18 protein-coding genes, 1 other RNA gene and 1 pseudogene are annotated in these 20736 nt (G+C 65.0%); 7 read left to right on the top strand and 13 right to left on the bottom strand.

The window, feature by feature from the left end; translation table 11 throughout:
- Positions 1 to 84 precede the first annotated feature (84 nt).
- A complete protein-coding gene (locus BE0216_RS08675) occupies positions 85 to 870 on the top strand; it encodes an ABC transporter permease (protein ID WP_094637617.1) in 786 nt (261 codons plus the stop codon).
- Positions 871 to 967: 97 nt separating this feature from the next.
- Complete coding sequence (locus tag BE0216_RS08670) at positions 968 to 2227, top strand: DUF805 domain-containing protein (protein ID WP_226805754.1); 1260 nt, start codon at positions 968 to 970, stop codon at positions 2225 to 2227.
- 89 nt (positions 2228 to 2316) lie between these two features.
- Here the strand turns inward: BE0216_RS08670 and BE0216_RS08665 are convergent, their stop codons facing one another.
- Together BE0216_RS08665 and BE0216_RS08660 are read right to left on the bottom strand one after the other, a co-directional pair.
- Entirely contained in the window at positions 2317 to 3207 is an 891-nt protein-coding gene (locus BE0216_RS08665; protein ID WP_094637616.1) for a hypothetical protein, read from the bottom strand.
- Between the two features lie 176 nt (positions 3208 to 3383).
- Entirely contained in the window at positions 3384 to 4043 is a 660-nt protein-coding gene (locus BE0216_RS08660) for a histidine phosphatase family protein (RefSeq protein WP_094637615.1), read from the bottom strand.
- 247 nt (positions 4044 to 4290) lie between these two features.
- Here BE0216_RS08660 and BE0216_RS08655 point away from each other — a divergent pair, with 247 nt between their 5' ends.
- Complete coding sequence (locus BE0216_RS08655; RefSeq protein WP_094637614.1) at positions 4291 to 5715, top strand: MFS transporter; 1425 nt, start codon at positions 4291 to 4293, stop codon at positions 5713 to 5715.
- A gap of 248 nt (positions 5716 to 5963) precedes the next feature.
- On the opposite strand, the gene BE0216_RS08650 is transcribed toward BE0216_RS08655, so the two are convergent.
- Complete coding sequence (locus BE0216_RS08650; protein ID WP_094637613.1) at positions 5964 to 6497, bottom strand: GtrA family protein; 534 nt, start codon at positions 6495 to 6497, stop codon at positions 5964 to 5966.
- A 205-nt stretch (positions 6498 to 6702) separates the two neighbouring features.
- On the opposite strand from BE0216_RS08650, the gene BE0216_RS08645 reads away from it, so the two are divergent.
- Complete coding sequence (locus BE0216_RS08645) at positions 6703 to 7053, top strand: phenylpyruvate tautomerase MIF-related protein (protein ID WP_094637612.1); 351 nt, start codon at positions 6703 to 6705, stop codon at positions 7051 to 7053.
- 79 nt (positions 7054 to 7132) lie between these two features.
- Here the strand turns inward: BE0216_RS08645 and BE0216_RS08640 are convergent, their stop codons facing one another.
- The 3 genes from BE0216_RS08640 to BE0216_RS08630 form a co-directional block, all read right to left on the bottom strand.
- Positions 7133 to 8650, bottom strand: a complete 1518-nt coding sequence (locus tag BE0216_RS08640; protein WP_094637611.1) for a formate--tetrahydrofolate ligase — start codon at positions 8648 to 8650, stop codon at positions 7133 to 7135.
- A gap of 167 nt (positions 8651 to 8817) precedes the next feature.
- Positions 8818 to 10398, bottom strand: a complete 1581-nt coding sequence (locus BE0216_RS08635) for a C69 family dipeptidase (protein ID WP_094637610.1) — start codon at positions 10396 to 10398, stop codon at positions 8818 to 8820.
- Positions 10399 to 10470: 72 nt separating this feature from the next.
- Complete coding sequence (locus BE0216_RS08630) at positions 10471 to 11025, bottom strand: YbhB/YbcL family Raf kinase inhibitor-like protein (RefSeq protein ID WP_094637609.1); 555 nt, start codon at positions 11023 to 11025, stop codon at positions 10471 to 10473.
- Between the two features lie 132 nt (positions 11026 to 11157).
- On the opposite strand from BE0216_RS08630, the gene BE0216_RS08625 reads away from it, so the two are divergent.
- A complete protein-coding gene (locus BE0216_RS08625) occupies positions 11158 to 11469 on the top strand; it encodes a FitA-like ribbon-helix-helix domain-containing protein (RefSeq protein WP_094637608.1) in 312 nt (103 codons plus the stop codon).
- Positions 11466 to 11903 carry a type II toxin-antitoxin system VapC family toxin gene (locus BE0216_RS08620; protein ID WP_094637607.1) on the top strand — a complete coding sequence of 146 codons (438 nt, stop codon included), beginning with the start codon at positions 11466 to 11468 and terminating at the stop codon, positions 11901 to 11903. Before BE0216_RS08625 ends, BE0216_RS08620 begins: the two co-directional genes overlap by 4 nt.
- A 10-nt stretch (positions 11904 to 11913) precedes the next feature.
- Here the strand turns inward: BE0216_RS08620 and ptsP are convergent, their stop codons facing one another.
- On the bottom strand, positions 11914 to 13563 hold the full coding sequence (gene ptsP / locus BE0216_RS08615; protein WP_094637606.1) for a phosphoenolpyruvate--protein phosphotransferase: 1650 nt from the start codon (positions 13561 to 13563) through the stop codon (positions 11914 to 11916).
- Between the two features lie 208 nt (positions 13564 to 13771).
- Here ptsP and BE0216_RS08610 point away from each other — a divergent pair, with 208 nt between their 5' ends.
- Complete coding sequence (locus tag BE0216_RS08610) at positions 13772 to 14038, top strand: HPr family phosphocarrier protein (protein WP_094637605.1); 267 nt, start codon at positions 13772 to 13774, stop codon at positions 14036 to 14038.
- A gap of 240 nt (positions 14039 to 14278) precedes the next feature.
- On the opposite strand, the gene BE0216_RS08605 is transcribed toward BE0216_RS08610, so the two are convergent.
- From BE0216_RS08605 to ffs, 6 genes and pseudogenes are all read right to left on the bottom strand, one after another.
- Positions 14279 to 15433, bottom strand: coding sequence for a DNA polymerase III subunit delta' (locus BE0216_RS08605; RefSeq protein WP_094637604.1), 1155 nt, complete (start codon positions 15431 to 15433; stop codon positions 14279 to 14281).
- Complete coding sequence (tmk, locus tag BE0216_RS08600) at positions 15430 to 16092, bottom strand: dTMP kinase (protein WP_094637603.1); 663 nt, start codon at positions 16090 to 16092, stop codon at positions 15430 to 15432. The genes BE0216_RS08605 and tmk overlap by 4 nt, the downstream gene beginning before the upstream one ends.
- Before the next feature lie 125 nt (positions 16093 to 16217).
- Positions 16218 to 17090, bottom strand: coding sequence for a topoisomerase C-terminal repeat-containing protein (locus BE0216_RS12225; protein WP_404801830.1), 873 nt, complete (start codon positions 17088 to 17090; stop codon positions 16218 to 16220).
- A pseudogene (gene topA, locus BE0216_RS08595) lies at positions 17081 to 19301 on the bottom strand (type I DNA topoisomerase); the annotation flags it as partial. The gene BE0216_RS12225 and the pseudogene topA, both read right to left, overlap by 10 nt.
- A 150-nt stretch (positions 19302 to 19451) precedes the next feature.
- Positions 19452 to 20417, bottom strand: a complete 966-nt coding sequence (locus BE0216_RS08590) for a phosphatase PAP2 family protein (protein WP_094637601.1) — start codon at positions 20415 to 20417, stop codon at positions 19452 to 19454.
- Positions 20418 to 20623: 206 nt separating this feature from the next.
- Positions 20624 to 20720: signal recognition particle sRNA small type (gene ffs / locus BE0216_RS08585), an RNA gene on the bottom strand.
- Between the last annotated feature and the right edge of the window lie 16 nt (positions 20721 to 20736).

The following is a 20736-nucleotide window of genomic DNA, read 5'->3' as shown; positions in this document are numbered from 1 at the left end:
GGCCTAACGGCCTTCGCTCAGGATGACGGAGAAAATGGCCGCCCCGCACAACATGACAAACGCACGCCCCGTAAGGAGAGACGTATGACCGCCCGCGCATCGCTTGCCGCCCGTATCGCCCCGCCGACGATCACCGTCGCCGTACTGCTCGGCGTATGGGAGGCGGCGGTGCGGCTCGGTCATGTCTCCGAACGGGTGCTCGCCGCGCCCAGCCAGATCGCGGCGTCCATCGTCGACACCTGGCCGGAGCTGATGGAGGCCTCCGCCATCACCGCCTACGAGGCGCTGACCGGCTTTCTGATCGCCGTGGCGGCCGGTTTGGCGATCGGTATCGGCCTGCATCTGTGGCGCACCTTCGACCGCGCGTGCATGCCGCTGCTGGTGGGCGCGCAGACGATTCCGCTGATCACCATCGCGCCGCTGTTCATGATCTGGTTCGGCTTCGCGACGTTCGGCAAAATCGTGATCGTCGCCGTGTTCGGCGTGTTTCCCGTGGCCGTGCAGACCGCGCGCGGACTGAACGCGGTGCCGCGCTTCTATGAGGATGTGGCGCTCACCTGCGGCGCGACCCGCGGCTGGACGCTGATCCATGTGAAGCTGGTGGTCGCCGCGCGCCAGATCTTCGGCGGCGTGCGCATCACCGCCGCCTACGTGTTCGGCACCGCCGTCACCGCGGAATATCTCGGTGCGATGAACGGTCTGGGCATCTGGCTGCAGGCCGCGTTCAACTCCTTCCGCATCCCCTTGATCTTCTCCGCCACCGTGGCGGTGGTGGCGATGACGGGCCTGCTGATCGGCGCTATCTCACTGCTCGAGCGCGTGCTGCTCGGCCCGGACGACACCATCGCCTTCAACGAATCCGGCGACTGACATTCCTCCTACGGGCAATACCCGTGGAAACCCGTGGGTCCCGGGCGGGATATGCGAGAATGGTGGAGACGCCATTCGTCTTGAGAAAGGGGAAGCAATGACTGATCCCAACCAAACCCCGCAACCGCAGGATCCCACGCCTGGCACCGAGGCCCGGTCGACGGAGGTCCCGCAGACGCCGCAAATGCCACAAGTACCGCAGGTGCCGCCGCTGCCGCAATATGACCAGACCGCACCGCAGGCGCCGCAGTACACGCAGCCGACCGGCCAGTACGGGCAGCAGACCGATCCGTCCGCACAATCAACCGACGCTTACGCGCAGGTGCCGCAATACCAGGCGGCCGCGCCCCAGCCTGATCAGTACACCCAGCCTGGTTCGTACACCCAGACCAACCCGTACGACCAGTCCAATCCCTACACGCAGCCCAACGCGTACGAGCAGCCCGCGCAACCATATGGCGGCGACCCGTACGGCAATCCCGCCAACGCGTATGTCCCGCCCGCGCAACCGTACGGCGCGCCCTCCGGCGCGTATGCCGGCGCTCCGTACGCGAGCGAGGCGGGTGGCGCGCCGCCGCTGAACAAGCCGTATTACGGCTGCCCCCTTCCCGAGGCGTTCCTGCGCTTCTGGAAGAAGTACGCGGTGTTCAAAGGCCGCGCCTCACGCAGTGAGTTCTGGTGGTGGGTACTGTGCGCCACCGCCATCGACGTCGTGCTGCAGATCATCACCGATGGCGGCGATAACGGACTGTCGTTCCTGAGCACCCTGTGGGCGATCGCCACGTTGGTTCCGGGACTGGCGCTGGCCGTGCGGCGTCTGCACGACACGAACAAGCCCGGCTGGTGGCTGGCCATTCTTTACGGCGTGATGTGCATCGGCATGATCATCATAGTGGCCGGCGGCGGCGCGTTCTTCTTCGGCGCGATGGGCAGCTATGGCAGCGCAGACTATGCCGACTTCGCAACCGGCGGCCTCGGTGTGATGTTCCTCGGCGGACTGATCAGCCTGATCGCGTTCGTCGTCTATATCGTGTTCATGGCGTCGGCATCCAAGCCCGAGGGCGCGCGCTTTGACGACGATTACATGCCGTATCAGCCGGCACCCCAGCAGCCTATGCCGGGAATGCCCGCGCAAGGAATGCCCACGCAGCCGATGGGCTACGACCAGCAGAACCCCTACGGCAGCTATCCCCAGCCGCCTCAGTCCGCGGCACCGGCCACCGCGGCGCAACCGGAATATGGCCAGACCTATCCCACAACGGCCCCGGGATACCCCCAGTCTGCCCAGTACGGACAGCCACAGGGCGACGGTGACAACGGCCAGTCCCCGTACGGACAAAGCCAGTACGGACGGTAGTCGTCGACATACGTAAAGCCCCCTGCCAGACCTACCTGCGATTCGTATGACAGTCGCAAGTACGGCCCGGGCAGGGGTCTTTTCGTTGATTAGAGTTCCACGTGGGGCTTGTTCGGATCGTCCTTGATATGCGCGAATTTGGCGGCGAGCGCCTCCTTGTTGCGCCGCTCATCCTCCTCTTTGGCACGCTTTTTCGCCTCGTCCGGATCCCACAGCACATCCTCGCGATGCTTGGCCCATTCCTCGCCGGCCAGAGGGGCGACGAATGCCACCAGGTCATCCAGCGATTCGCGCGTTGCGACCAGCGTGCGGATCTGTTCGGAGGTCAGACAGATGCGCGGAATCCCATAGCGCTCCCGCAGTTCGTTGACGAACAGCAGCACCGGCAGCACGCTCCGGGCGGCGTCAGCTTCATCAGCGACGGCACCCGCGCTCGAATTCGCATCCTCATCGTCACGCGACCCCGCAACGGCGTTCACCAACTGATGGCACGCGCACAGCGCCACCGCGAAACGTCGGGCCAGCGACGCCGCGCTTCCGGAGGCACCGTCATCCAACGCCTCCTGCGCATCGGCGATAATGCGGCCCACCGCATCGCGCACCGAAGCGTCCCACTCCACGCCCAGCAGACGCGCCGCCTCGTACAACAGCCCCGCATCCCCGCTATCCGAGAACTCCCCCATCGTGTCGTAGGCGTCGTTGGCGTCCAGCAGCGCGTCCACGATCTCCTGCGGGCGGCCCGGAATCTCGTCCGCGCCCTCATAGACGAATTCCGCGTCGGGCATGGTCACGTCGAGCCCGGTCATCACCGCGGCGAACGCGCGCGTGACGCGCACCTGCAGTTCCTCGGCGTATTTCGCGTCATTGTCCAACTGCCTCGCGTCGCTCAACGGCCACAGGTCCACCAGCGCGGCACCCGCCTCGGCGGCCTGCCGCACCGCGGGATGCGCGGCCACCTGCTCGATTTCTGCGGTGTTCATATCAGCTCCTTCGCCGCTTCCCTCGACGGAAGCGTTATGTCGGGTTTCCCGCCTTCGCTCGGCCAAGCCGGCCGTCACGCCGGTCATGTCGCGCACGTCGGTCACATCGGTCACGACGACGCAGGCCGCGCCCGCCCGAGCGGACGGCTCAAGTCGGCGCCGTCTCCATTCTCGCGCTATTTCACGTCGGCCGCAGGGTCGACATAGGTGATTGACATCACACGCCCGGTCTCGTTGTCGTAGGTCACGCTCGTCACGGAGGCGAGGGCCGTGCGCCGCAGGAACATCCAATGTTCGGGATGCCCGGTCTCCAGCATGTGCCGGTAGCTCCAGATGGGGGATTCATGGCTGACGACGACGATCTGTTGGCCCGGGTATTGCGCCACTTTCTCGCGCGCGAACGCGTCCATGCGCTCGGCGATATGCCGGTACGACTCGCCCCAGCTGGGCTTGTATAGGTTGCGTACGAGCTTCCAGTTGCCGTTGCGCCACAGCGCGCCCTCACCATGGCCGATGCGCTTGCCGCGGAATTCGTTCTCCGCTTCGATCACCCGCTCGTCGGTGATGAGTTCGAGCGCGTCCTCGCCGCGTTCGGCGCGCACGCGGTTAAGCGCCTCGAGGATCGCGCCCGCGGTCTCGCGCGTACGGTCGAGCGGCGAGGAGTAGACGGCCGCCACCGTGTTCATCTGCGGATTCGCGGCGATATAGGCGCCGGTGGCCTCCGCCATGCGCCGTCCGCGGTTCGACAGGTGGAAATCGGGCAGCCGCTCGTACAGCAGATGGTCGGGGTTGAACACCTTGCCGTGACGGACGAAATGAATGGTGGTTGCGCTCATCTGCCGACCTTCCTCGACGTTGCCCCTTCATGGGGAAAAACCTTGCTCCGATATACCAATGTACCGCGTGTCGTGACCGGTGCTGCGATTAGAGTTGTCTCGACGCAAATATGCGAAGAGGGGATCTCTCATTCACGCAAACTTTGCGCGACCATGGACACAGCACATCAGTATCGATGAGGGCTCCGGCGCGACGCCAAACGCCGGGGAACATCCAGTCGGGAGCGGAAAGGAGCGTGGATTTGTCATGTCACATGAGTCAGTAAACATCGTCAGGGATCTGGGACGCCGTCTGTTCGGCGGGTACGCGGAGCTGTTGCGCATACCGCATACCGCACGCTTCTCCATCGGCTCCGTGATCGCATGCATGCCGTTCCCGATGGTCGGCATGACCATCACCATTTCGGTGCAGCATTTCTACGGCAACTACTCGCTGGCCGGCGCGCTGACCGCAGTGCAGGCGATCTCGCTGGCCGTGGTCAGCCCGGTGCTCGGTAGGCTCGTCGACACGTTCGGCCAACGACGTGTCTCCATTCCCACGATTATCGTGTGGATGGTCGCCGCCACCGCGATGATCTCGAGCATCAACGCGCATGCGCCGGAATGGGTGCTGTTCTGCATCGTGCCGTTCCTGGCGGCGATTCCGCCGTGGGGTGCGATGAGCCGCGCCCGCTGGACCCGCCTGCTGAAAGGCGATTCCGAGCGCACGAACCGCGCGTTGAGCCTGTCGGGCGTATTCGACGAGTGCATGTGGGTGATCGGCAATCCGCTCGCCTCCACATTGGCCGTGATCTCCGGCTTGCTCGCGTTCTCGTTCACCGGCATGTGCGTGGTGATCGGCGCGCTGATGGTGCTCACCGAATTGAGCACCGAACCGCCGAGCCAGACCGATCTGGCGCGTGAAGCCGGCATGACCCGCAAGGAATACCGCGAGCATGAGGCGGCCAAGGCGGCGGCTCTGAAGACGGAGACCATCGCCGAAACCGTGCGTCGCGAGAAGCGCGCGCAGGGCGCTTCGGAGGATGAGATCCGCGCCGCGATCGAGGTGGCGTTGGCCGAGCAGGCGACCGCCGCCAAGGAGTCCATCTGGGGGCCGGGTCTGATCGCCGTGTGCGTCACCTGGTTCTCGCTGGGCGCGTTCCAGTCGGCCACCGGCATTTCGATCATCGCCTTCGCCACCGAGCAGGATATGAAGCAGTACACGGGCTTCGTGTTCGCCTGCTTCTCCTTCAGCTCGCTGGTGGGCGCGCTGCTGTACGGCGCGAAGAACTGGACGATTCCGCTGTGGAAGCGCTTCTACTTCTGCCTGGCCGTGGTGAACATCGGCATCGGCACGTTCATGTTCGCCCAGCATCTGTGGGTGATCATGCTCATCTATCTGGTGATCGGCGTCTGCCAGGCGCCCACGTGGATCAACGGCAACCAGCTGATGCTGCATCTCGTGCCGCCGACCCGCTTCACCGAGGGCGTGGCGTGGATGGGCGCGATGAACTCCATCGGCTCGTCGGCCGGTTCCGCGATCGCGGGCCAGTTCATCGACCGCTACGGCTCGCACGGCGGATTCACGGTGGTGACCGTGCTGGCGTTGGCTTCGCTGGTGATCGCGTTCATCGGCTTCAAGCAGATCAAGTCCAGCACCGAACAGCCCACCCTCACCGAAGTCGCCGTGTGAACTTCGTCATGCCGAGCGAAGCGCTTTTCCTCGGCATGCCATCCCCTCCTCCTTCGTCATGCCATACGAAGACCCCACTCTCCTTCGTCATGCCGAGCGAAGGCGAAGCCGAAGTCGAGGCATCTCAGTCCGCCGAGATGTCTCGACTCCACTGCGTTCCGCTCGACATGACGAATAAAGAAAAGCCCGTTGGAATTTGAACTGCATCCCAGTTCAGATTCCAACGGGCTTTTCGTATGTGTCGCCGCCTACTTCGGCCAGCCTTGGGGCGTATGCTCTAGCGACCACAGACCGAGCCGGTGCGAGAAGCTGTTCTCCCATTTGGCTTCGAGCTGTTCGGGGGTCAGGCGGTTGTCGGCGCGCTTGAGACGGTTCATCGCATTGGTGTGGGTGTCATCCAGCAGCCACTTGCGGATCAGGAAGTTCCAGACCATCACCACGGCGGTGGCGATGAGCTTGCCGATGTTGGTACGGACCATATATTCGGCATGCTGCGTGACCATGGCGTCATGGTTCATGCCGAATGTGGAGATGTAGATGATGAGCTCGTTGATGAACAGGCCGACCACCGACGCCGAGACGAAGATGAGGATCTCCATCCATCGGGCCATATCGGGGCGGTGCTTGAACACGAACTTCATGCTCGCCAGATAGTTGAAGGCCAGGGAGATCAGGAACGAGATGGTGCTGGCGAGGATGTTGTGCATATGGAACGCCAGCAGCAGGTTCATCAGACCGTAATCAATGACGAAGGCGATCACACCCACGATGCCGAACTTCATAAGCTGCTCAATCAGTTTTTTCACAATCGCCCATTAAACACGTCTCGTGCGACGCAGCCGCCCGATTCTCCCCCATTCACACAGAGAATCCTTTATTCCCGCGATTCCGCCGCCGGTCCGCCCGCACATCGCGTCAAGCGTGGCCGAGGCATTTGGCGCGGCCTATGATGGGTACGGAATATCGTCCGTAATCCAAGGAGGCATCATGCCCGTCATCCACACCCATGTGTCCGTCGCCACCACGCCCGAACAGCGCGAAACGCTGAAAGCAGCCTATGGCAAGGCGATCACCGCCGTTCCCGGCAAATCCGAGGGCTGGCTGATGTGCCCGTTCGAGGACGATATGCCGATCTACTTCGGCGGCGACGACAGCGCGCCCGCCGCCTATGTGGAGGTGAATATGCTCGGCCGTTCCGCCGTGCCCGGCTCCGTGTGGGAGGAGCTCACCCGCCAGATCATGGACGCGCTCGAATCCACACTCGGCATTCCGCAGGACCGCACCTACATCCGCTACACCGCCACCTCCGACTGGGGCTGGAACGGCGGCAATTTCTAAGTCTTCGCACCCACGCAAGAGGGGGCGTTGCGCCACTCGACGCAACGCCCCCTCATCATTCCAAACGGCCTGTCCCTCGTCAGACGATCTTCGGCATCGGCGTGGTCAGGCTGGTGGTGAGGTTCACGTGCACCAGGCCGGCGCCCGCATGCACTTCGACCTTCTTCAAGGTCACCGTGCGCTCATCCTCGCCGGCGCGGTCGTTGTCGGTCATCGTCGCGGGAGACTTGACCGCGACCACCGCCATATCGTCCAACGACACGCCAGCGCCCGCGCACAGCTCGTTCGCCTCGGTCAGGGAGGCGGCGAAACCGTCCTTAAGCACCACGCGTTCGGCAGGCACGCCATAGGCCTGCTCGGCGATCCACTTCACGTTCTCCACCAACGGCATGCCCTTGTGGCTATGGGGCGCGGCCGGCATCGCGCCGTTGAGCAGCGCGTCCACGAACTGGTCGAGCTGCGGAGCCAGCGCCTCGCCGCCGTCGCGGTACAGGTTGCCGATGATCGGCTCGCGGAATTCCAGCTCCTTGGCGGTGTCCCGCAGCGCCGGAATCTGATCGTCCTCGCCGTCCCACAGATTGACCAGCGGGAAGGTGGGGATGTCCAGCTTCTCCAGACGATCCACATGGAAGGGGTAGCGCCAGGCGAGTTCCGCGTCGTCGCGCCACGTGGAGGCGCGGGTCACGACGATAGCGGCGGACGGCCACTGCGCGCCGTACTCGCGGCATGCGATGTCCAGCCACTTCTGCGCGCCGGCGTCGGCGCCATACCCGGCCTCGACGATCACCACATCATGCAGCGAGCAGGCCATCTGCACCGAAGCGAGCGTCGGAATGCCGATGGACACGTTGGCGAAGGGACCGCCATGCACGTAGACGGGCGAGCCGTTCATGGTCTCCGTCTTAGCCGGCATCACGGCGCCGGCGAGCATGTCGGTGATGCGCCACAAGTCGATGAACTCGCCGAAGGTCACGGCCTTGCCGTCCTTGGTGCCGGCGATCATCGCGGCCACACGGCGTCCGATCTCGTCCATCGAACGCGACAGGCACACGATCTGCATAAGCTCGCAGGTCGGTGTGAGCACAACCTTCTCGGCCACGTTGTTCTTGCCGGCATCCACGGTGATCGCGCGCAGCGAGCGGCTTGGCACTTCGGAGACGCGCGGCACGAGGATGTCGTCGAGACGTCCCTCGTCGATGGCCTTCTCCGCGAAGGAGACGAGCAGGTTCTGCGCGGCGGCGATGGCGGCCATCTCGCCGGTCAGACCCCAGTCGATGAGTTCGGGATGGGTGAGCGAGGCCTTGCCGCCACCTGACGCGCCGCCCTTGGAACCGGCGGCGGTGATGCCCATGCTCGGCTGACGCAGCACGGCGGCCGCATCCACCCCACGCTTGTTAAGCGCGTCGATCAGGGCGATGGTGGTGGTGGTTTTGCCTTCGCCGCGGGAGGCCATCAGCGGGGTATCGGCCGTGACCAGCACGACTTTGCCGTGCTTGCGCGGGGCGTCCGGATTGGCGTTCAGCGCGTCGAGATAGCCGAAAGCGTCGATTTTCTCAACCAATCCGTATTGGCTGGTGAAGTCCTTGATATCGGTCATATCTGGTCCTTTCTTAGCGGACTATGTGGCGGTGTGGGTGATGAGTAAGCGTGAGATTCCTCGACTCCGCTCGGAATGACGAAACCACGTTTCCGGAAGAAATCCGTGCGACTCGCTCGGGACGACGAGGGGTATCTCTCTGTCATCCCGAGCGAGGCGCAGGGATCTCAGAAATCGGAAAGATGGAAGCCGTTGCTCATAGCCATGCTGCGGGTGAACAGCACGGAGTCGAGCAGCTTGTCGGTGTCGGCCTTGAGCTTGTCGGCCAGCTCCTGGTTGGCGGCGACGAGGAGGCCACGCGCCTGCGCGCCGGCCCGAATCTCCTCGATGATCCCGTCCGGATCCATCGGCTGCACGTCGCCATCCGTCTCGTCGGCGTCGAATTCGGCGTCCAGCGCGATGCCGGTGAGCTGAGCGATCTTCTCATCCGTGGCGGCGAGCATCGCATGGCCGTACGCGCCCGTCTTCTCCTGGTAGCGCGCCACCGCGTTGGAGGTGTCGGCGAACGCACCGTCGCACAGGGCGGCGATCACACGGTTGGCCCAGTAGAAGTTCTCGGTGGTCACGCGCGTGGTGGTGTCCGCCAGATACTCCGGCGTCGTGTCCACATTCGCATAGAACGGCACCAGCGTATTGAACGGATTGGAGCCGTACGCCATCCACTGGATCGCTCGCGAGACCTGCGGGCGGTACGGGCGGATCTGCAGCACGGCGAGCTGGCTCTGGCGGTTGATGCCGATCGGACGGTACATGTGGCGGGTGCGCTCGTCGCCGAGCTTGCCGTACGGATCGTACGGCGTGCCCTGATAGTGGCCGGAGAGCACGTATTTGATGTCTTCGATCGTCACCTTGCGTTCGGGCTGGCGGGCCCACGGAATGTCGTTGCTTTCCGGCTTGTGTTCCGCGTCGGGGCCGTCCCACACCTCGTCGTAGGGGTTGAGGAAGCGCTGCATCCACCACGCGCGGGGCGTGTTGTACACATGGTCGGCGTCGGAGTGCGAGCCGAAGGCGTCACGCGGGTTGAACGGCGAGGCGGGTTCGACCGACAGGTCCAGATGGTTGCGTTCGATCCATTCGCCCAGATCGGCGGAGCACATATGCTCCTCCTGCTCGCCCAACGCGTCGTCCAGATCGAATTCGTCGATGCCCAGCTGGTTGGGCATGGTCACATACGCCTCGTCGGGCACGCGCTTGGCGATCCAATGGTGGCCGCCCACGGTTTCCATCCACCAGATCTCGTCCACATCGGAGAAAGCGACGCCGTTCATCTCATAGGTGCCGTATTCCTCGAGCAGCGCGCCAAGACGCTCCACACCCTCGCGGGCGGTGGTCACATACGGCAGCACCAGGGTGAGGAAATCCTCCTCGCCGATGCCGCCGGGAATCTCCGGATTCCTGCCCTCGGCGGGCACGAGCTCCACGAACGGATCCGCGCCGAGCACGCGCTCGTTGGTGGTGAGGGTTTCGGTGGCGCTCATCGCCACATTCGCCTCGTTCACGCCGGCCTCGCCCCAGATGCCCTCCTTGAGATCGGCGTTCGGCACGGCGGTGTACCGCATGGGATCGTCCGGCAGGTCGATTTCCACGTGGGAGATCACCGCGCGGTAATGCCGAGGCTGTTCCTCGGGCGTGACGACGACGAAACGCTTGGGGCAGAACTCGCCGTTCGCGGAATCCTCGTTGCGGGCGATGATGGTGGAGCCGTCATAGCTCGCGTCCTTGCCGACCAGAATCGTGGTGCAGGCCATGAAATGCACGTCCTTTCTGACGAAAACAAACCTCTACGAGTGTATCGTGGCGGCGGTAAGTCCGCGCCGACGTCACGCCTCGCCGGTCAGGAAGATGCCGGTCTGGTCGGGAACCTCATCGAGTCCACGCAGAGCGTGGTGCATCTCGTTGAGCCAGAAGCCCTGGTTGAGTCCCGGCAGCGGCTTCTTGGTGGCCCACACATGCAGGTAGTAGTCGTGGTCCTTGTCGGGCGGCTGCGGCCCGTTGTAGCGCATGATCACGGCGGGATCGTTCTCGCGCCCCACGAATTTCGAGGCGGACGAGTTGCGCCCCTGTACGGCCTCGGGAATCATCGCGGGCATCTGGCGGGAGAAATCCGGCGGGATGGCGAGCGCGTGCGAGTCGTTGAAGTCGAACATCAGCGCCTCGATCGGCAGATTCGCCACGGACCAGTGGATCCATTCGAACCCGCAGACGGGAATCGAATCGGGATCGGTGAATTCCCAGTGCAGATAGCGGGCCTCGGGCGACACATCGTCGATATAGAACGGAAAGGAGATGACGGGTACGCCGCCCGCACGGTATTCCGGTGCCGCCGCCTTGGCGAAAGCGTCCGGGATCACGGTGAAATCGGCTGAGATCTTCATTGCTGGCCTTCTTTCCTTTGCCTGTCGCCCATCCGCAGGTCCTGTTCCATCATACGTCGCGTATGTGACAGCATTATGCTAGCATTGTTGGTATACGGTTCGACGAAGGCACTTGGCCCGCAAGGAGGCACCATGGCGACATTCACGCTGCGCAAACTGGATGATGAGGTGGCCGAGCAGTTCAAGCAGATGGCCAAGGACCACGGCCGGTCCGCCGAGGCCGAACTGCGCTCCGTGGTCGAAGAGGTCACGCGCAGGTACATCGAGGAGAAAGACCGGACCGTCGCCACCGGCGCGGATTGGCTGGCCGACATCCGTCGCATCATGAGCGATAACGGCATCACCGAAAACGACGAGCCGCTCCCCCTGCCGGATCGGGATTTCAGCCAACCCCACCCTCCGTTCGCGGATTCGGCCGCATCAAGCGGAGGTGAGCAATCATGAGACGGCCCGTCATTCTCGACACCAACGTCGTCTCCGAGGCCATGAGTCCGAGTCCGAACCCCAATGTGGTGGATTGGCTGATCTCGACCCCGGTCGACCGGCTGCATCTGACCGCAATCACCGTGGGAGAGCTGCTGTTCGGCGTCGCGCTGCTGCCGGAGGGGCATCGCAAGCGGGCATACTGCGAAACCATCGCGCGCACGATGGAGTACTACCAGAGCCGCACCTTTGCCTTCGACGCCGCGGCGGCCATAGCCTACGCCGACATCAGGGCGAAACGGCAGCGCATGGGCCGGCCCGTCAGCACACAGGATGCGCAGATCGCCGCCATCGCGCGCGCCAACGGATGCGCGGTGGCCACACGCAACGTCAAGGATTTCGAAGACGCGGGCATCCCCCTGATCAACCCATGGGAAACGCCCGCGTCATCTTGAGAGGCACCGTCTACTGGGCGGGCTGGTAGCAGTCGCCGTTGAGCGCGGCAGCGGCTTTGGCGCGGGCTTCGTCGATGGTCACATCGGCGAGCGCGGCGCGCACGTCGTCCAGTGCCACCGGGGTCATCGACAGCGAGTTGACGCCCAGTCCGGCCAGCACGACGGCCAGATCGGGGTCGGCCGCGGCCTCGCCGCATACGCCCACCGGCATGCCGTGCGCGTTGCCCGCGTCGCAGATCAGCTTGATCGCGCGCAGCACCGCCGGATGCCAGGCGGTCTGATAGCCGGCGACCGAGCCGAGCGTGCGGTCGGCGGCCATCGTGTATTGGGTCAGATCGTTGGTGCCGATGGAGACGAAGTCCGCCACTTCGGCGACTTTGTCGGCCATCAGCGCGATCGACGGCACCTCGGCCATCGCGCCGACCTTCTTAAGTCCGAAGCTTTTGCCCAACTTCACGAAGTAGTCGGATTCCCACTGGTCGGCGACCATCGGGGCCATCACCCACAGGTCGGCGTCGGTTTGCGCGTCGGCCGCGGCCAAGGCGCGCAGCTGCCCTTCGAGCACGTCCTTATGCGCGCGCAGGGTGCGCAGACCGCGCAGACCGAGCGCCGGATTCGGCTCATCCTCGGGGGTCAGGAACGGCAGCGGCTTGTCGGCACCGGCGTCGAGCAAGCGGATGACCACCTTCTTGCCGGGGAACTGCGAAAGCAGTTCGGCATAGGCCTTGGTCTGCTCCTCCACGCTCGGCGGCTCGCTGTTGCCGATGAACAGGAACTCCGTGCGGAACAAGCCCACGCCTTCGGCGCCGTATTCCAAGGCGGAGGCGGCGTCGGCGGGCTTGCCCACGTTGGCGAGCAGCGGAATATGCGTGCCGTCCTTGGTGCCGCCCGGCTGGCCGCGCAACTCCTTGGCTTTGGCGGCCTGCGCCTTGGCGGCTTCGGCGGCGGCGATCTGTTCGTCGGTCGGATCGACGGTGATCTCACCGTGCGCAGCGTCCACGATCACGGTGGCTCCATCGGTCAGATCGGCGGCTTCGGCGGCGGAGACGACGGAAACGATGCCGAGGGCGCGGGCGAGGATCGCGGTATGCGAGGTGGGGCCACCCTGAGAGGTGACGATGGCGAGCGTTTTATCCATATCAAGTCCGGCGGTGTCGGCGGGCGAGAGATCCTCGGCCACGAGCACGAACGGGGTATCGCTCACCGGCACACCCGGAGCGGCCACGCCCATCAGATCGGCGATCACACGCTGGCCGACGTCGTGCAGGTCCGCGGCGCGTTCGGCCTGATATCCGCCGATCATGCGGAACATCTCCTCGACCTGGCCGAAGCCTTCAAGCACCGCGCGTTCGGCGGTTTTGCCGTCTGAGATCAATCCTTCAATGGAGGTGGCCAGCGCGGGGTCGGAGGCGAACATGGCGATCGCCTCGAGAATCGGGGCCGCCTGCTTGGCGCCTTCGTCGCCTTGGGCCGCTTCGGCCGCACGGCGGTTCAGATCGGCGTTCACGCGGGCCAGCGACTCGCGCGCACGCGCGATCTCACTCTCGGCCGTAACGCCCTCCGCACGCGGCGCATCCGCCGGCTCCGCCAACGGCGGCGCCATACGAATCACCGGACCAACCGCAACACCACGTCCAATACCAACACCCTTGATTTTCATAAGAGGGCTCCTTTTTTATCACGGTCGGTACAATCCGGCCAATTTCAACGGGTATCCACTCCCTTGCCGACACCTCGTCATGCGCGCATACGCAATTTGTTAATAGTATATACTTAAAAATGTTGAACGCCAGCCAACGCGACCGTCGCGTTGCGCATTCTCGGCAGCGCCAACGCCGGCGCCGCATCCAGACCCAAGGAGGCCACCCATGGCAACAGCAACCCGCACCACCACCATCAACGATCCCGTGGGCATTCACGCCCGTCCGGCAGCGGAGTTCTCACGCGCCGCCACGGCCTCCGGCTGCACGGTCACCATCGCCAAGCAGGGCGGGTCACCGGTTCCCGCGGGCTCGATCCTGTCGGTGATGGGATTGGGTATCAAGCAGGGCGACGCCGTCGAACTTGTCGTCGAAGGCGATAACGCCGAATCCGTGGCCGACGAGCTCATCGCCACGCTCACCAAAGCCGAGTAGGCCGACACCCCCAGCGGAAGCCTCCCCCGTCATCCCAGGCGGAAGCCACTTCCATCATCCCAAATGGCGGCGCCTCTCCCCGTCGTCCTGAGCGGAGCGTAGCGAGGCGCAAGGATCTCTGATCGAACAATCGTCACGAGATCCTTCGACTCCGCCCTACGGGCTCCGCTCAGGATGACGTGGAGAGGCGCCGCCGCTTATGAGACGGGAGAGCATGGCCTTCCGTTGGGCGCGGGACGCCTACGGCATCAGCGCGCAGAAAAGGGCTTCGAACACCAGTGTGGGATTGCCGTTGCCGGCGAGACGTCTGCGCGCTGTGGACACCTCATCGAGCCGCGACACCACCGCCGAACGGCTCAACCGCGCCGACAATTCGGTGATTGCCGTGCGGTTCTCCAGATTCACCAACCCGACCGAATCCTCGGCGTTGTTCTGCAACACGGCCACATCGCGATACACCGAGGCGATGGAGTTGAGCGCCCGGTCGAGCACGTCGCGCGTGCGCCGCGTGACGAACCGTTTCGTATCATCCTTCTTGCCGACGGCATCGTTGTAGGCGCCGCGCAGTTTCGGCGGAATGCGGTCCTTTTCCCCCAAACCGTTCACGCGGCGGAACTCCGCCTCCGCCCGCCCCAATCGACGTTCGGCATCCGTCTCGGCCTGCGCCTTGGCGTTGTCGATAAGATCGCCGGCCAACAACACGGCGTCCGAGGCGCGCGACAGCCGCAGCACACCCGAAACCAATTCGTCACGGTCCGACATGGCCCGCTCGTCGGTGGCGTACATGCGCGCGATGCCGATATGGCCTTCGGCCAGCCGCGCGGCACGGCGGGCGATATGCGCGTCCACGCCAGTGTCGGCTTCCAGGAATTCCGCGACGGCCTGCGCGCTGGGCACCGCGAGGTTCACGATGCGCGTGCGCGAGCGGATGGTCGGCAGCACATCCTGCGCGCTTGGGGCGCATAGCAGCCAGATGCAATGCTCGGCCGGCTCCTCGATCTCCTTGAGCAGCACGTTGGTGGTGCGCTCGAGCATGCGGTCGACGTCCTCGATGATGATGATGCGCCACGGCGCGGTGCTGGGCATCTGTTCGGAGACGGTGATCAGATCGCGCACCTCGTCGATGCCGATGGTCACCTTGTCGGTGGCGAGCACGGTCACGTCGGGATGGGTGCCGGCCAGCACCTGGCTGGACACGCGTGTCATCTCCTCGCCCAGGCCATGGTCCGGGCTTTCCAACGCGGCCGCGAAGGCGCGCGCCATATTGGATCGCCCCGACCCGGGAGGGCCGCAGATCAGCCATGATTGGGTGATCTGCTTGGGATCGCCGGATGCGACATGGCTGAGCATATCGACCACCGGCTTCTGCCCGATAATGGAATCCCATACGCTCATCGCACGCCGCCGTTCTCAGTCTGGCCCGGCAGGTCCGGATCCAACAGCTCACCGCAATCCTCGCGGATCGCCGCCCACACCTCGTCGATGCTCCGGCCCGCGTCGACCACGCGGAATCGGTTCGGTTCGGCGGCGGCCAAATCGAGAAACGCCTGCCGCGTACGCGCTTGGAAGCCGTCGCCGGCGGATTCCATGCGATCCTCGTCATGCCGCAGTCTGGCGTGCGACGCGGCCGGATCCATATCCAGCAGATAGGTGCGCGCGGGCAACAGCTCACATGTGGCCCACATGCTGAGCGAACGGATCTCCTCAGCAGTCAGTTCACGCCCGCCCGCCTGATAGGCCAGCGACGAGTCGAGATACCGGTCGGTGATCACCACCGCGCCGCGATCCAGAGCCGGGCGGATCACCTCGGCGACATGCTGCGCTCGGTCGGCAGCGAACAGCAGTGCCTCGGCACGCGGGGAAATATCCGCGGCCGCGCCGTCGACGCCGTGCAGCAGCATACGGCGGATGGCCACGCCAAGCGCGGTGCCGCCCGGCTCGCGCGTCACCACGACCTCACGTCCCAGGGATTCGGCGAAGGCGCGCAGACGCTCGACTTGGGTGGATTTGCCTACGCCGTCGATGCCTTCCATCGAGATGAATAGTCCGCACATCTTTACCTCATTGCTTCCAACGATCAACGGTTTGGCGATCTACGCTCGCTACGCTATCGCTGCTCGCTGTCACGAACAGCCCACTGGGCTGTTCGTCCTCGAAGGAGATGGACAGTCCGCTCATTTTACTTCTTGCTGCTCGGGGCCTTGGCCACCACGGCGGGGCGCGTGTAGCCTTCGTTGGCGGTCAGCCAATCGATGTCGCCCTTCACGGTCGCCGCGGTGGAGCCGATCTTCTCGGCGATGCGCGTGTTGGCCCATCCCTTGTCGGCGAGCTTCCTCACCTCGGCGCGACGCTCGGCGCGTTTCGCCTCCGCGGCGTTCACCTTCGGCGCGGCTTTCGTGCCTTTCGCACCCTTCGCCGAGGCGGCGCGACCACGACCGCCTCGCCCACGGGTCGAGGGTCCCGCCGCGCGCTTCTCCGCCAGCAGGCGGAACGCGTCGGCCGGTTCGATCGTCTCGGGCGCATACTGGCGCGGCAGCGTGCGGTTCGTCTCGCCATCGGTGATATACGCGCCGAACCGCCCGTCCTTGATGGTCACGGGCTTGCCGGTTTCCGGATCCGCGCCCAACTCGCGCAGCGGCGGCTTGGCCGCACCGCGTCCGCGTCCACGCCCGTATTTCGGCTGGGAGAACAGTTCCTTGGCCTTGTCCACGTCCACGGTGAAGATCTCGTCCTCCGAGCCCAGCGAGCGCGTCTCGGACTTGCCGTCGGGCGTGGTTTTCGTCAGATACGGGCCGTAGCGGCCGTTGTTGGCGGCGACGGTCACCTGGCTCACCTCGCCGGTTTCGGCGTTGGCCTCCTCATACGTGCCGACCTCGCGCGGCAGGCTGAGCAGACGCAGCGCATCCTCCAAAGTCAGCGATTCGGGGCTCATCGTCTTGAACAGGCTCGCCATCTTCGGACGCGGCGCGGCATCGGCCTTCTTCGAGCCTTTCTTCGCGCCCGCAGAGCCCGCAGTGCCGGCCGCAGCGGTCTCGCCTTCGCCGGCGGGCATCACCAACGCCACATACGGACCAAACCGCCCGTTGCGCACCTCGACCGTGCCGCCGGTGGCCGGATCCACACCCAGCTCGCGCGGGCCGCCGGAATGGTTCTCGATCAGATCATGTCCCACTTCGACGGTGAGTTCGTCGGGCGCGAGCGTATCGGGCAGGGAGGCGCGCTTGGGGTTGCCTTCGGCGTCCGTATGCTCCATATCCTCCAGATACGGCCCGTAGCGGCCCACACGCACATGCAGGCCGTCGCCGATGTCGATGGTGTTGATGGCGCGGGCATCGATCTCGCCCAGCTGCGCGACCTGCTGCTGCAGGCCCTCATGCGCCTCGTCGGCGTTCGAGGCCGCGCCTTCGCCGGTGCCGAAGTAGAAGCGGGTGAGCCATTCGCGGCCGGTCTCCTTGCCGTGCGCGATCTGGTCGAGCCCGTTCTCCATATCGGCGGTGAACTGGTAGTCCACCAGCTTGGGGAAGTTGGTCTCCAAAAGCTTGGTCACGGAGAACGCGAGCCAGCTGGGGATCAACGCCCTTCCGCGCTCATACACGTATCCGCGGTCCATAATCGTCGAGATGATGCTCGCGTAGGTGGAGGGGCGGCCGATTTCCTTGGCTTCCAATGTTTTGACCAGCGAGGCTTCGGTGTAGCGCGCGGGCGGCTGGGTCTCATGGCCGTCGGCCACGACCTCGGAGGCGTCCAGCCGCTGCCCGGTGGTCATCGGCGGCAGCGAGGCGTTGTCGTCGGCGCTGTTGCCGCCCGATTTGCTTTTCGCGGCCGAATCCGACCCGTCGGCGGAGGCGTCGGTGCCGCCCGCAGCGGATTTCGCCGCGCCGGACGCACCCGCCCCACCGGTGGCCTTCATGAATCCGGGGAATTCGATCACGGTGCCGGAGGCTTGGAACACCGCCTCGCCGGTCTCGCCCGTGGGGGCGGACAGCTTCACGGTGGCGGTCGAGCCGGTGGCGTCGGCCATCTGCGAGGCGAGTGTGCGCTGCCAGATCAGCGTGTACAGGCGCAACTGGTCGACCGGCAGTTTCGAGGCGAGTTCGGCCGGATCATGGAAGCGCGATCCCGCGGGGCGGATGCATTCGTGGGCCTCCTGCGCGCCGGCGGTTTTGGTCGCATACTGCTTGGGCGCATCGGATAGGAAGGCCTTGCCGTAGTGGTATTCCACGCTGGCGCGGGCGGCGGCGATGGCCTCTTGGCTCAGCGTCACCGAATCGGTACGCATATAGGTGATGTAGCCGTTCTCGTACAGGCCCTGTGCGGCGCGCATGGTGGCGCGCGAGCTCATGCCGAGCCGGTTGCCCGCGGTCTGCTGCAGCGTGGAGGTGGTGAACGGCGGCTGCGGACGGCGGCGGTACGGCTTGGTCTCCATCGACATCACCGTGAACGCGGCCGACTTAAGCGCGTTGGCCGCGGCGGTGGCGCCGGCCTCGTCAAGCTGCAGCACATTGTCGGAGAATCCCGCGGGCGTCAGCTGCCCGTCGGGGCCGAAATCCTTGGAGACGGCGAGACGCTTGCCGCCCAGCGAGACCATGCGCGCGTTGAATTCGGTGCGCTCCCCCAGCGCATCGGGCGCGCCGAGCGTGGCGACCACATCCCAGTAGGGCGCGCGGCGGAAGGCCATACGTTCGCGCTCGCGCTCCACGATCAGACGCGTGGCCACCGACTGCACACGCCCCGCGGACAGGCCCGGTCCCACCTTGCGCCACAGCACCGGCGACAGCTCGTAGCCGTACAGACGGTCGAGCACTCGTCGGGTCTCCTGCGCGTCGACCATATGCCCGTCCACATCGCGGGTCTGGCTCAACGACGCGTTGATCGCGTCCTTGGTGATCTCGTGGAACACCATGCGCTTGACGGGAACCTTGGGTTTGAGTGTCTGCACCAGATGCCACGCGATGGCCTCGCCTTCGCGGTCCTCATCAGTGGCGAGGTACAGCTCGTCGGCGTCCTTCAACGCGGCCTTCAATTCGGAGACGGTGCGCTTCTTGTCGGCGCCCACCATGTAGTACGGGCGGAACCCGTCGTTGACGTCCACACCGAACTTGCCGAACTTCGCCTTCTCCTCGGCGGGGACCTGGCTGGGCTGCGCGAGATCGCGGATATGGCCCACCGACGCCATGACGGTGTATCCCTCGCCCAAGTAACCGCCGATCTTACGGGCCTTGGTCGGGGACTCCACTATAACGAGCTTGGTGCCGGTTGCCATGCTTGCTCCTTCATTCTCCCCACGGATGCGGGGTTCTTGGCGTCATCTTACTCATGCGATGCCGCCAAGCGTCAAATCGGGTGCGTCTGTTGCGCCCGGCCGCAGCCCGTTTTCGGCATAATCGCATCGTCCGGACGCTCCGACCGCGACTTAGCGCGACGTTGGGGCGGGAGGCGCGGGAGGCGCGCCGATCAGGCCGATGCGGGTCAGCGGTGAGGCAGTGACCTGCCGCATCGCCAGGGCGGAGGCGAACACCACGGCCGCGCAGGCCGCGACCAGCACCATCGAGGAGACCACCGCGCCGGACAGCGACCACGAGGCGCTCACTGACAGGCCCGGCAGCACCTGCCACACGATATACGCGGCGTAGACCATGGCCATCAGCCCGGCGGTGAGCAGCACGCTGCCCACGATCTGCACACCGGCCGATGAGGCGCGGGAACCCATCGCGTCCATGCCGGAACGTCGGGTGAACGCCATCGTCAGCATGGCGATGCCGCCCACCAACAGCAGCGCCATCACCACATCGCAGGGACGATGCCATTGGGCCACGATGACGGACGCGCCCACCAGAGCCGACCATACAGCGGCGAGAAGGGCGGCGAGCGCACGGCAGACGCGCGGCACCGCCAATACCAGCAGCATGCCTGCGGCGGCGGCCAGAATGGTATGTCCCGAAGGGGCGGAGTTCAGCGCGCGCGATTCGGTGTTGATCAGGAAGGGCCGGGGCAGCAGATCCTTGAGCAGTTCGGCCGCGGCGCAGAAGGCGGCGAACACGGCCATCTGTCCCAGCAGCCACCAACGGCGACGCACGGCGGCGCAGACCAGACCCGATACGCCCAGTACGCAGCTGATGGCGATCACCACCCAGGATCGGCCCACCACATCCAGCAGGACGCCAAGCCATCCGGTCACGGGTTCGTCGAAGAAGGTCCAGACCATATCCTCATAGGATTGGCCTTCCGCCGTGCACACGCCCAGCCACCATATGCCGAACGCGGCGGCCAGAAACACCGCCGCCAGCACGAGGCATCCCACACGGCCGGAGAGACGCGGCCGTATGGCAAGCGGATCGAGTCTCGTCAGTCCGCGGTCGAGTTCTTGTTCGTCGTTCATAGCTCAAGACTCTACGGCCGAGCCCCAGACAGCCGCCGCAGGCATGCCCGCTCACGGCAAAACCCGCACAACCCACGTGGTCTTCCGAATCATGGAAAACCGCCCGCCAATCCCCCTGAATGTATTTTTTGTACATTCGATGCACTATTTTTTGTACATCCGATGTGCAAAACCGCGACATGGAGTCCCAATGCCTTCGTCGGCGCATAGAAAAACCTCCACGCACCCGTCAGAGGCCACTTACCCTTGCTGCATTCCTGCCCTGGGGGAGTTGGGTGACATAGCGCCGCGTGGAGGCTCTCACTAGTGTACAGCACCC

Origin of the sequence: Bifidobacterium eulemuris (assembly GCF_014898155.1) — a bacterium.
Lineage (GTDB): Bacteria > Actinomycetota > Actinomycetes > Actinomycetales > Bifidobacteriaceae > Bifidobacterium > Bifidobacterium eulemuris.
Note: the sequence above shows the minus strand (reverse complement) of the source record. Positions and strands in the feature narration are given on the sequence as shown.

What these genes read in the sequence shown, in the direction of transcription:
- BE0216_RS08675 (WP_094637617.1), top strand. Translation starts at nt 85, where the DNA reads ATGACCGCCCGCGCATCGCTTGCCGCCCGTATCGCCCCGCCGACGATC.
- BE0216_RS08670 (WP_226805754.1), top strand. Translation starts at nt 968, where the DNA reads ATGACTGATCCCAACCAAACCCCGCAACCGCAGGATCCCACGCCTGGC.
- BE0216_RS08665 (WP_094637616.1), bottom strand. Translation starts at nt 3,207, where the DNA reads ATGAACACCGCAGAAATCGAGCAGGTGGCCGCGCATCCCGCGGTGCGG.
- BE0216_RS08660 (WP_094637615.1), bottom strand. Translation starts at nt 4,043, where the DNA reads ATGAGCGCAACCACCATTCATTTCGTCCGTCACGGCAAGGTGTTCAAC.
- BE0216_RS08655 (WP_094637614.1), top strand. Translation starts at nt 4,291, where the DNA reads ATGTCACATGAGTCAGTAAACATCGTCAGGGATCTGGGACGCCGTCTG.
- BE0216_RS08650 (WP_094637613.1), bottom strand. Translation starts at nt 6,497, where the DNA reads ATGAAGTTCGGCATCGTGGGTGTGATCGCCTTCGTCATTGATTACGGT.
- BE0216_RS08645 (WP_094637612.1), top strand. Translation starts at nt 6,703, where the DNA reads ATGCCCGTCATCCACACCCATGTGTCCGTCGCCACCACGCCCGAACAG.
- BE0216_RS08640 (WP_094637611.1), bottom strand. Translation starts at nt 8,650, where the DNA reads ATGACCGATATCAAGGACTTCACCAGCCAATACGGATTGGTTGAGAAA.
- BE0216_RS08635 (WP_094637610.1), bottom strand. Translation starts at nt 10,398, where the DNA reads ATGGCCTGCACCACGATTCTGGTCGGCAAGGACGCGAGCTATGACGGC.
- BE0216_RS08630 (WP_094637609.1), bottom strand. Translation starts at nt 11,025, where the DNA reads ATGAAGATCTCAGCCGATTTCACCGTGATCCCGGACGCTTTCGCCAAG.
- BE0216_RS08625 (WP_094637608.1), top strand. Translation starts at nt 11,158, where the DNA reads ATGGCGACATTCACGCTGCGCAAACTGGATGATGAGGTGGCCGAGCAG.
- BE0216_RS08620 (WP_094637607.1), top strand. Translation starts at nt 11,466, where the DNA reads ATGAGACGGCCCGTCATTCTCGACACCAACGTCGTCTCCGAGGCCATG.
- ptsP (WP_094637606.1), bottom strand. Translation starts at nt 13,563, where the DNA reads ATGAAAATCAAGGGTGTTGGTATTGGACGTGGTGTTGCGGTTGGTCCG.
- BE0216_RS08610 (WP_094637605.1), top strand. Translation starts at nt 13,772, where the DNA reads ATGGCAACAGCAACCCGCACCACCACCATCAACGATCCCGTGGGCATT.
- BE0216_RS08605 (WP_094637604.1), bottom strand. Translation starts at nt 15,433, where the DNA reads ATGAGCGTATGGGATTCCATTATCGGGCAGAAGCCGGTGGTCGATATG.
- tmk (WP_094637603.1), bottom strand. Translation starts at nt 16,092, where the DNA reads ATGTGCGGACTATTCATCTCGATGGAAGGCATCGACGGCGTAGGCAAA.
- BE0216_RS12225 (WP_404801830.1), bottom strand. Translation starts at nt 17,090, where the DNA reads ATGCCCGCCGGCGAAGGCGAGACCGCTGCGGCCGGCACTGCGGGCTCT.
- BE0216_RS08590 (WP_094637601.1), bottom strand. Translation starts at nt 20,417, where the DNA reads ATGAACGACGAACAAGAACTCGACCGCGGACTGACGAGACTCGATCCG.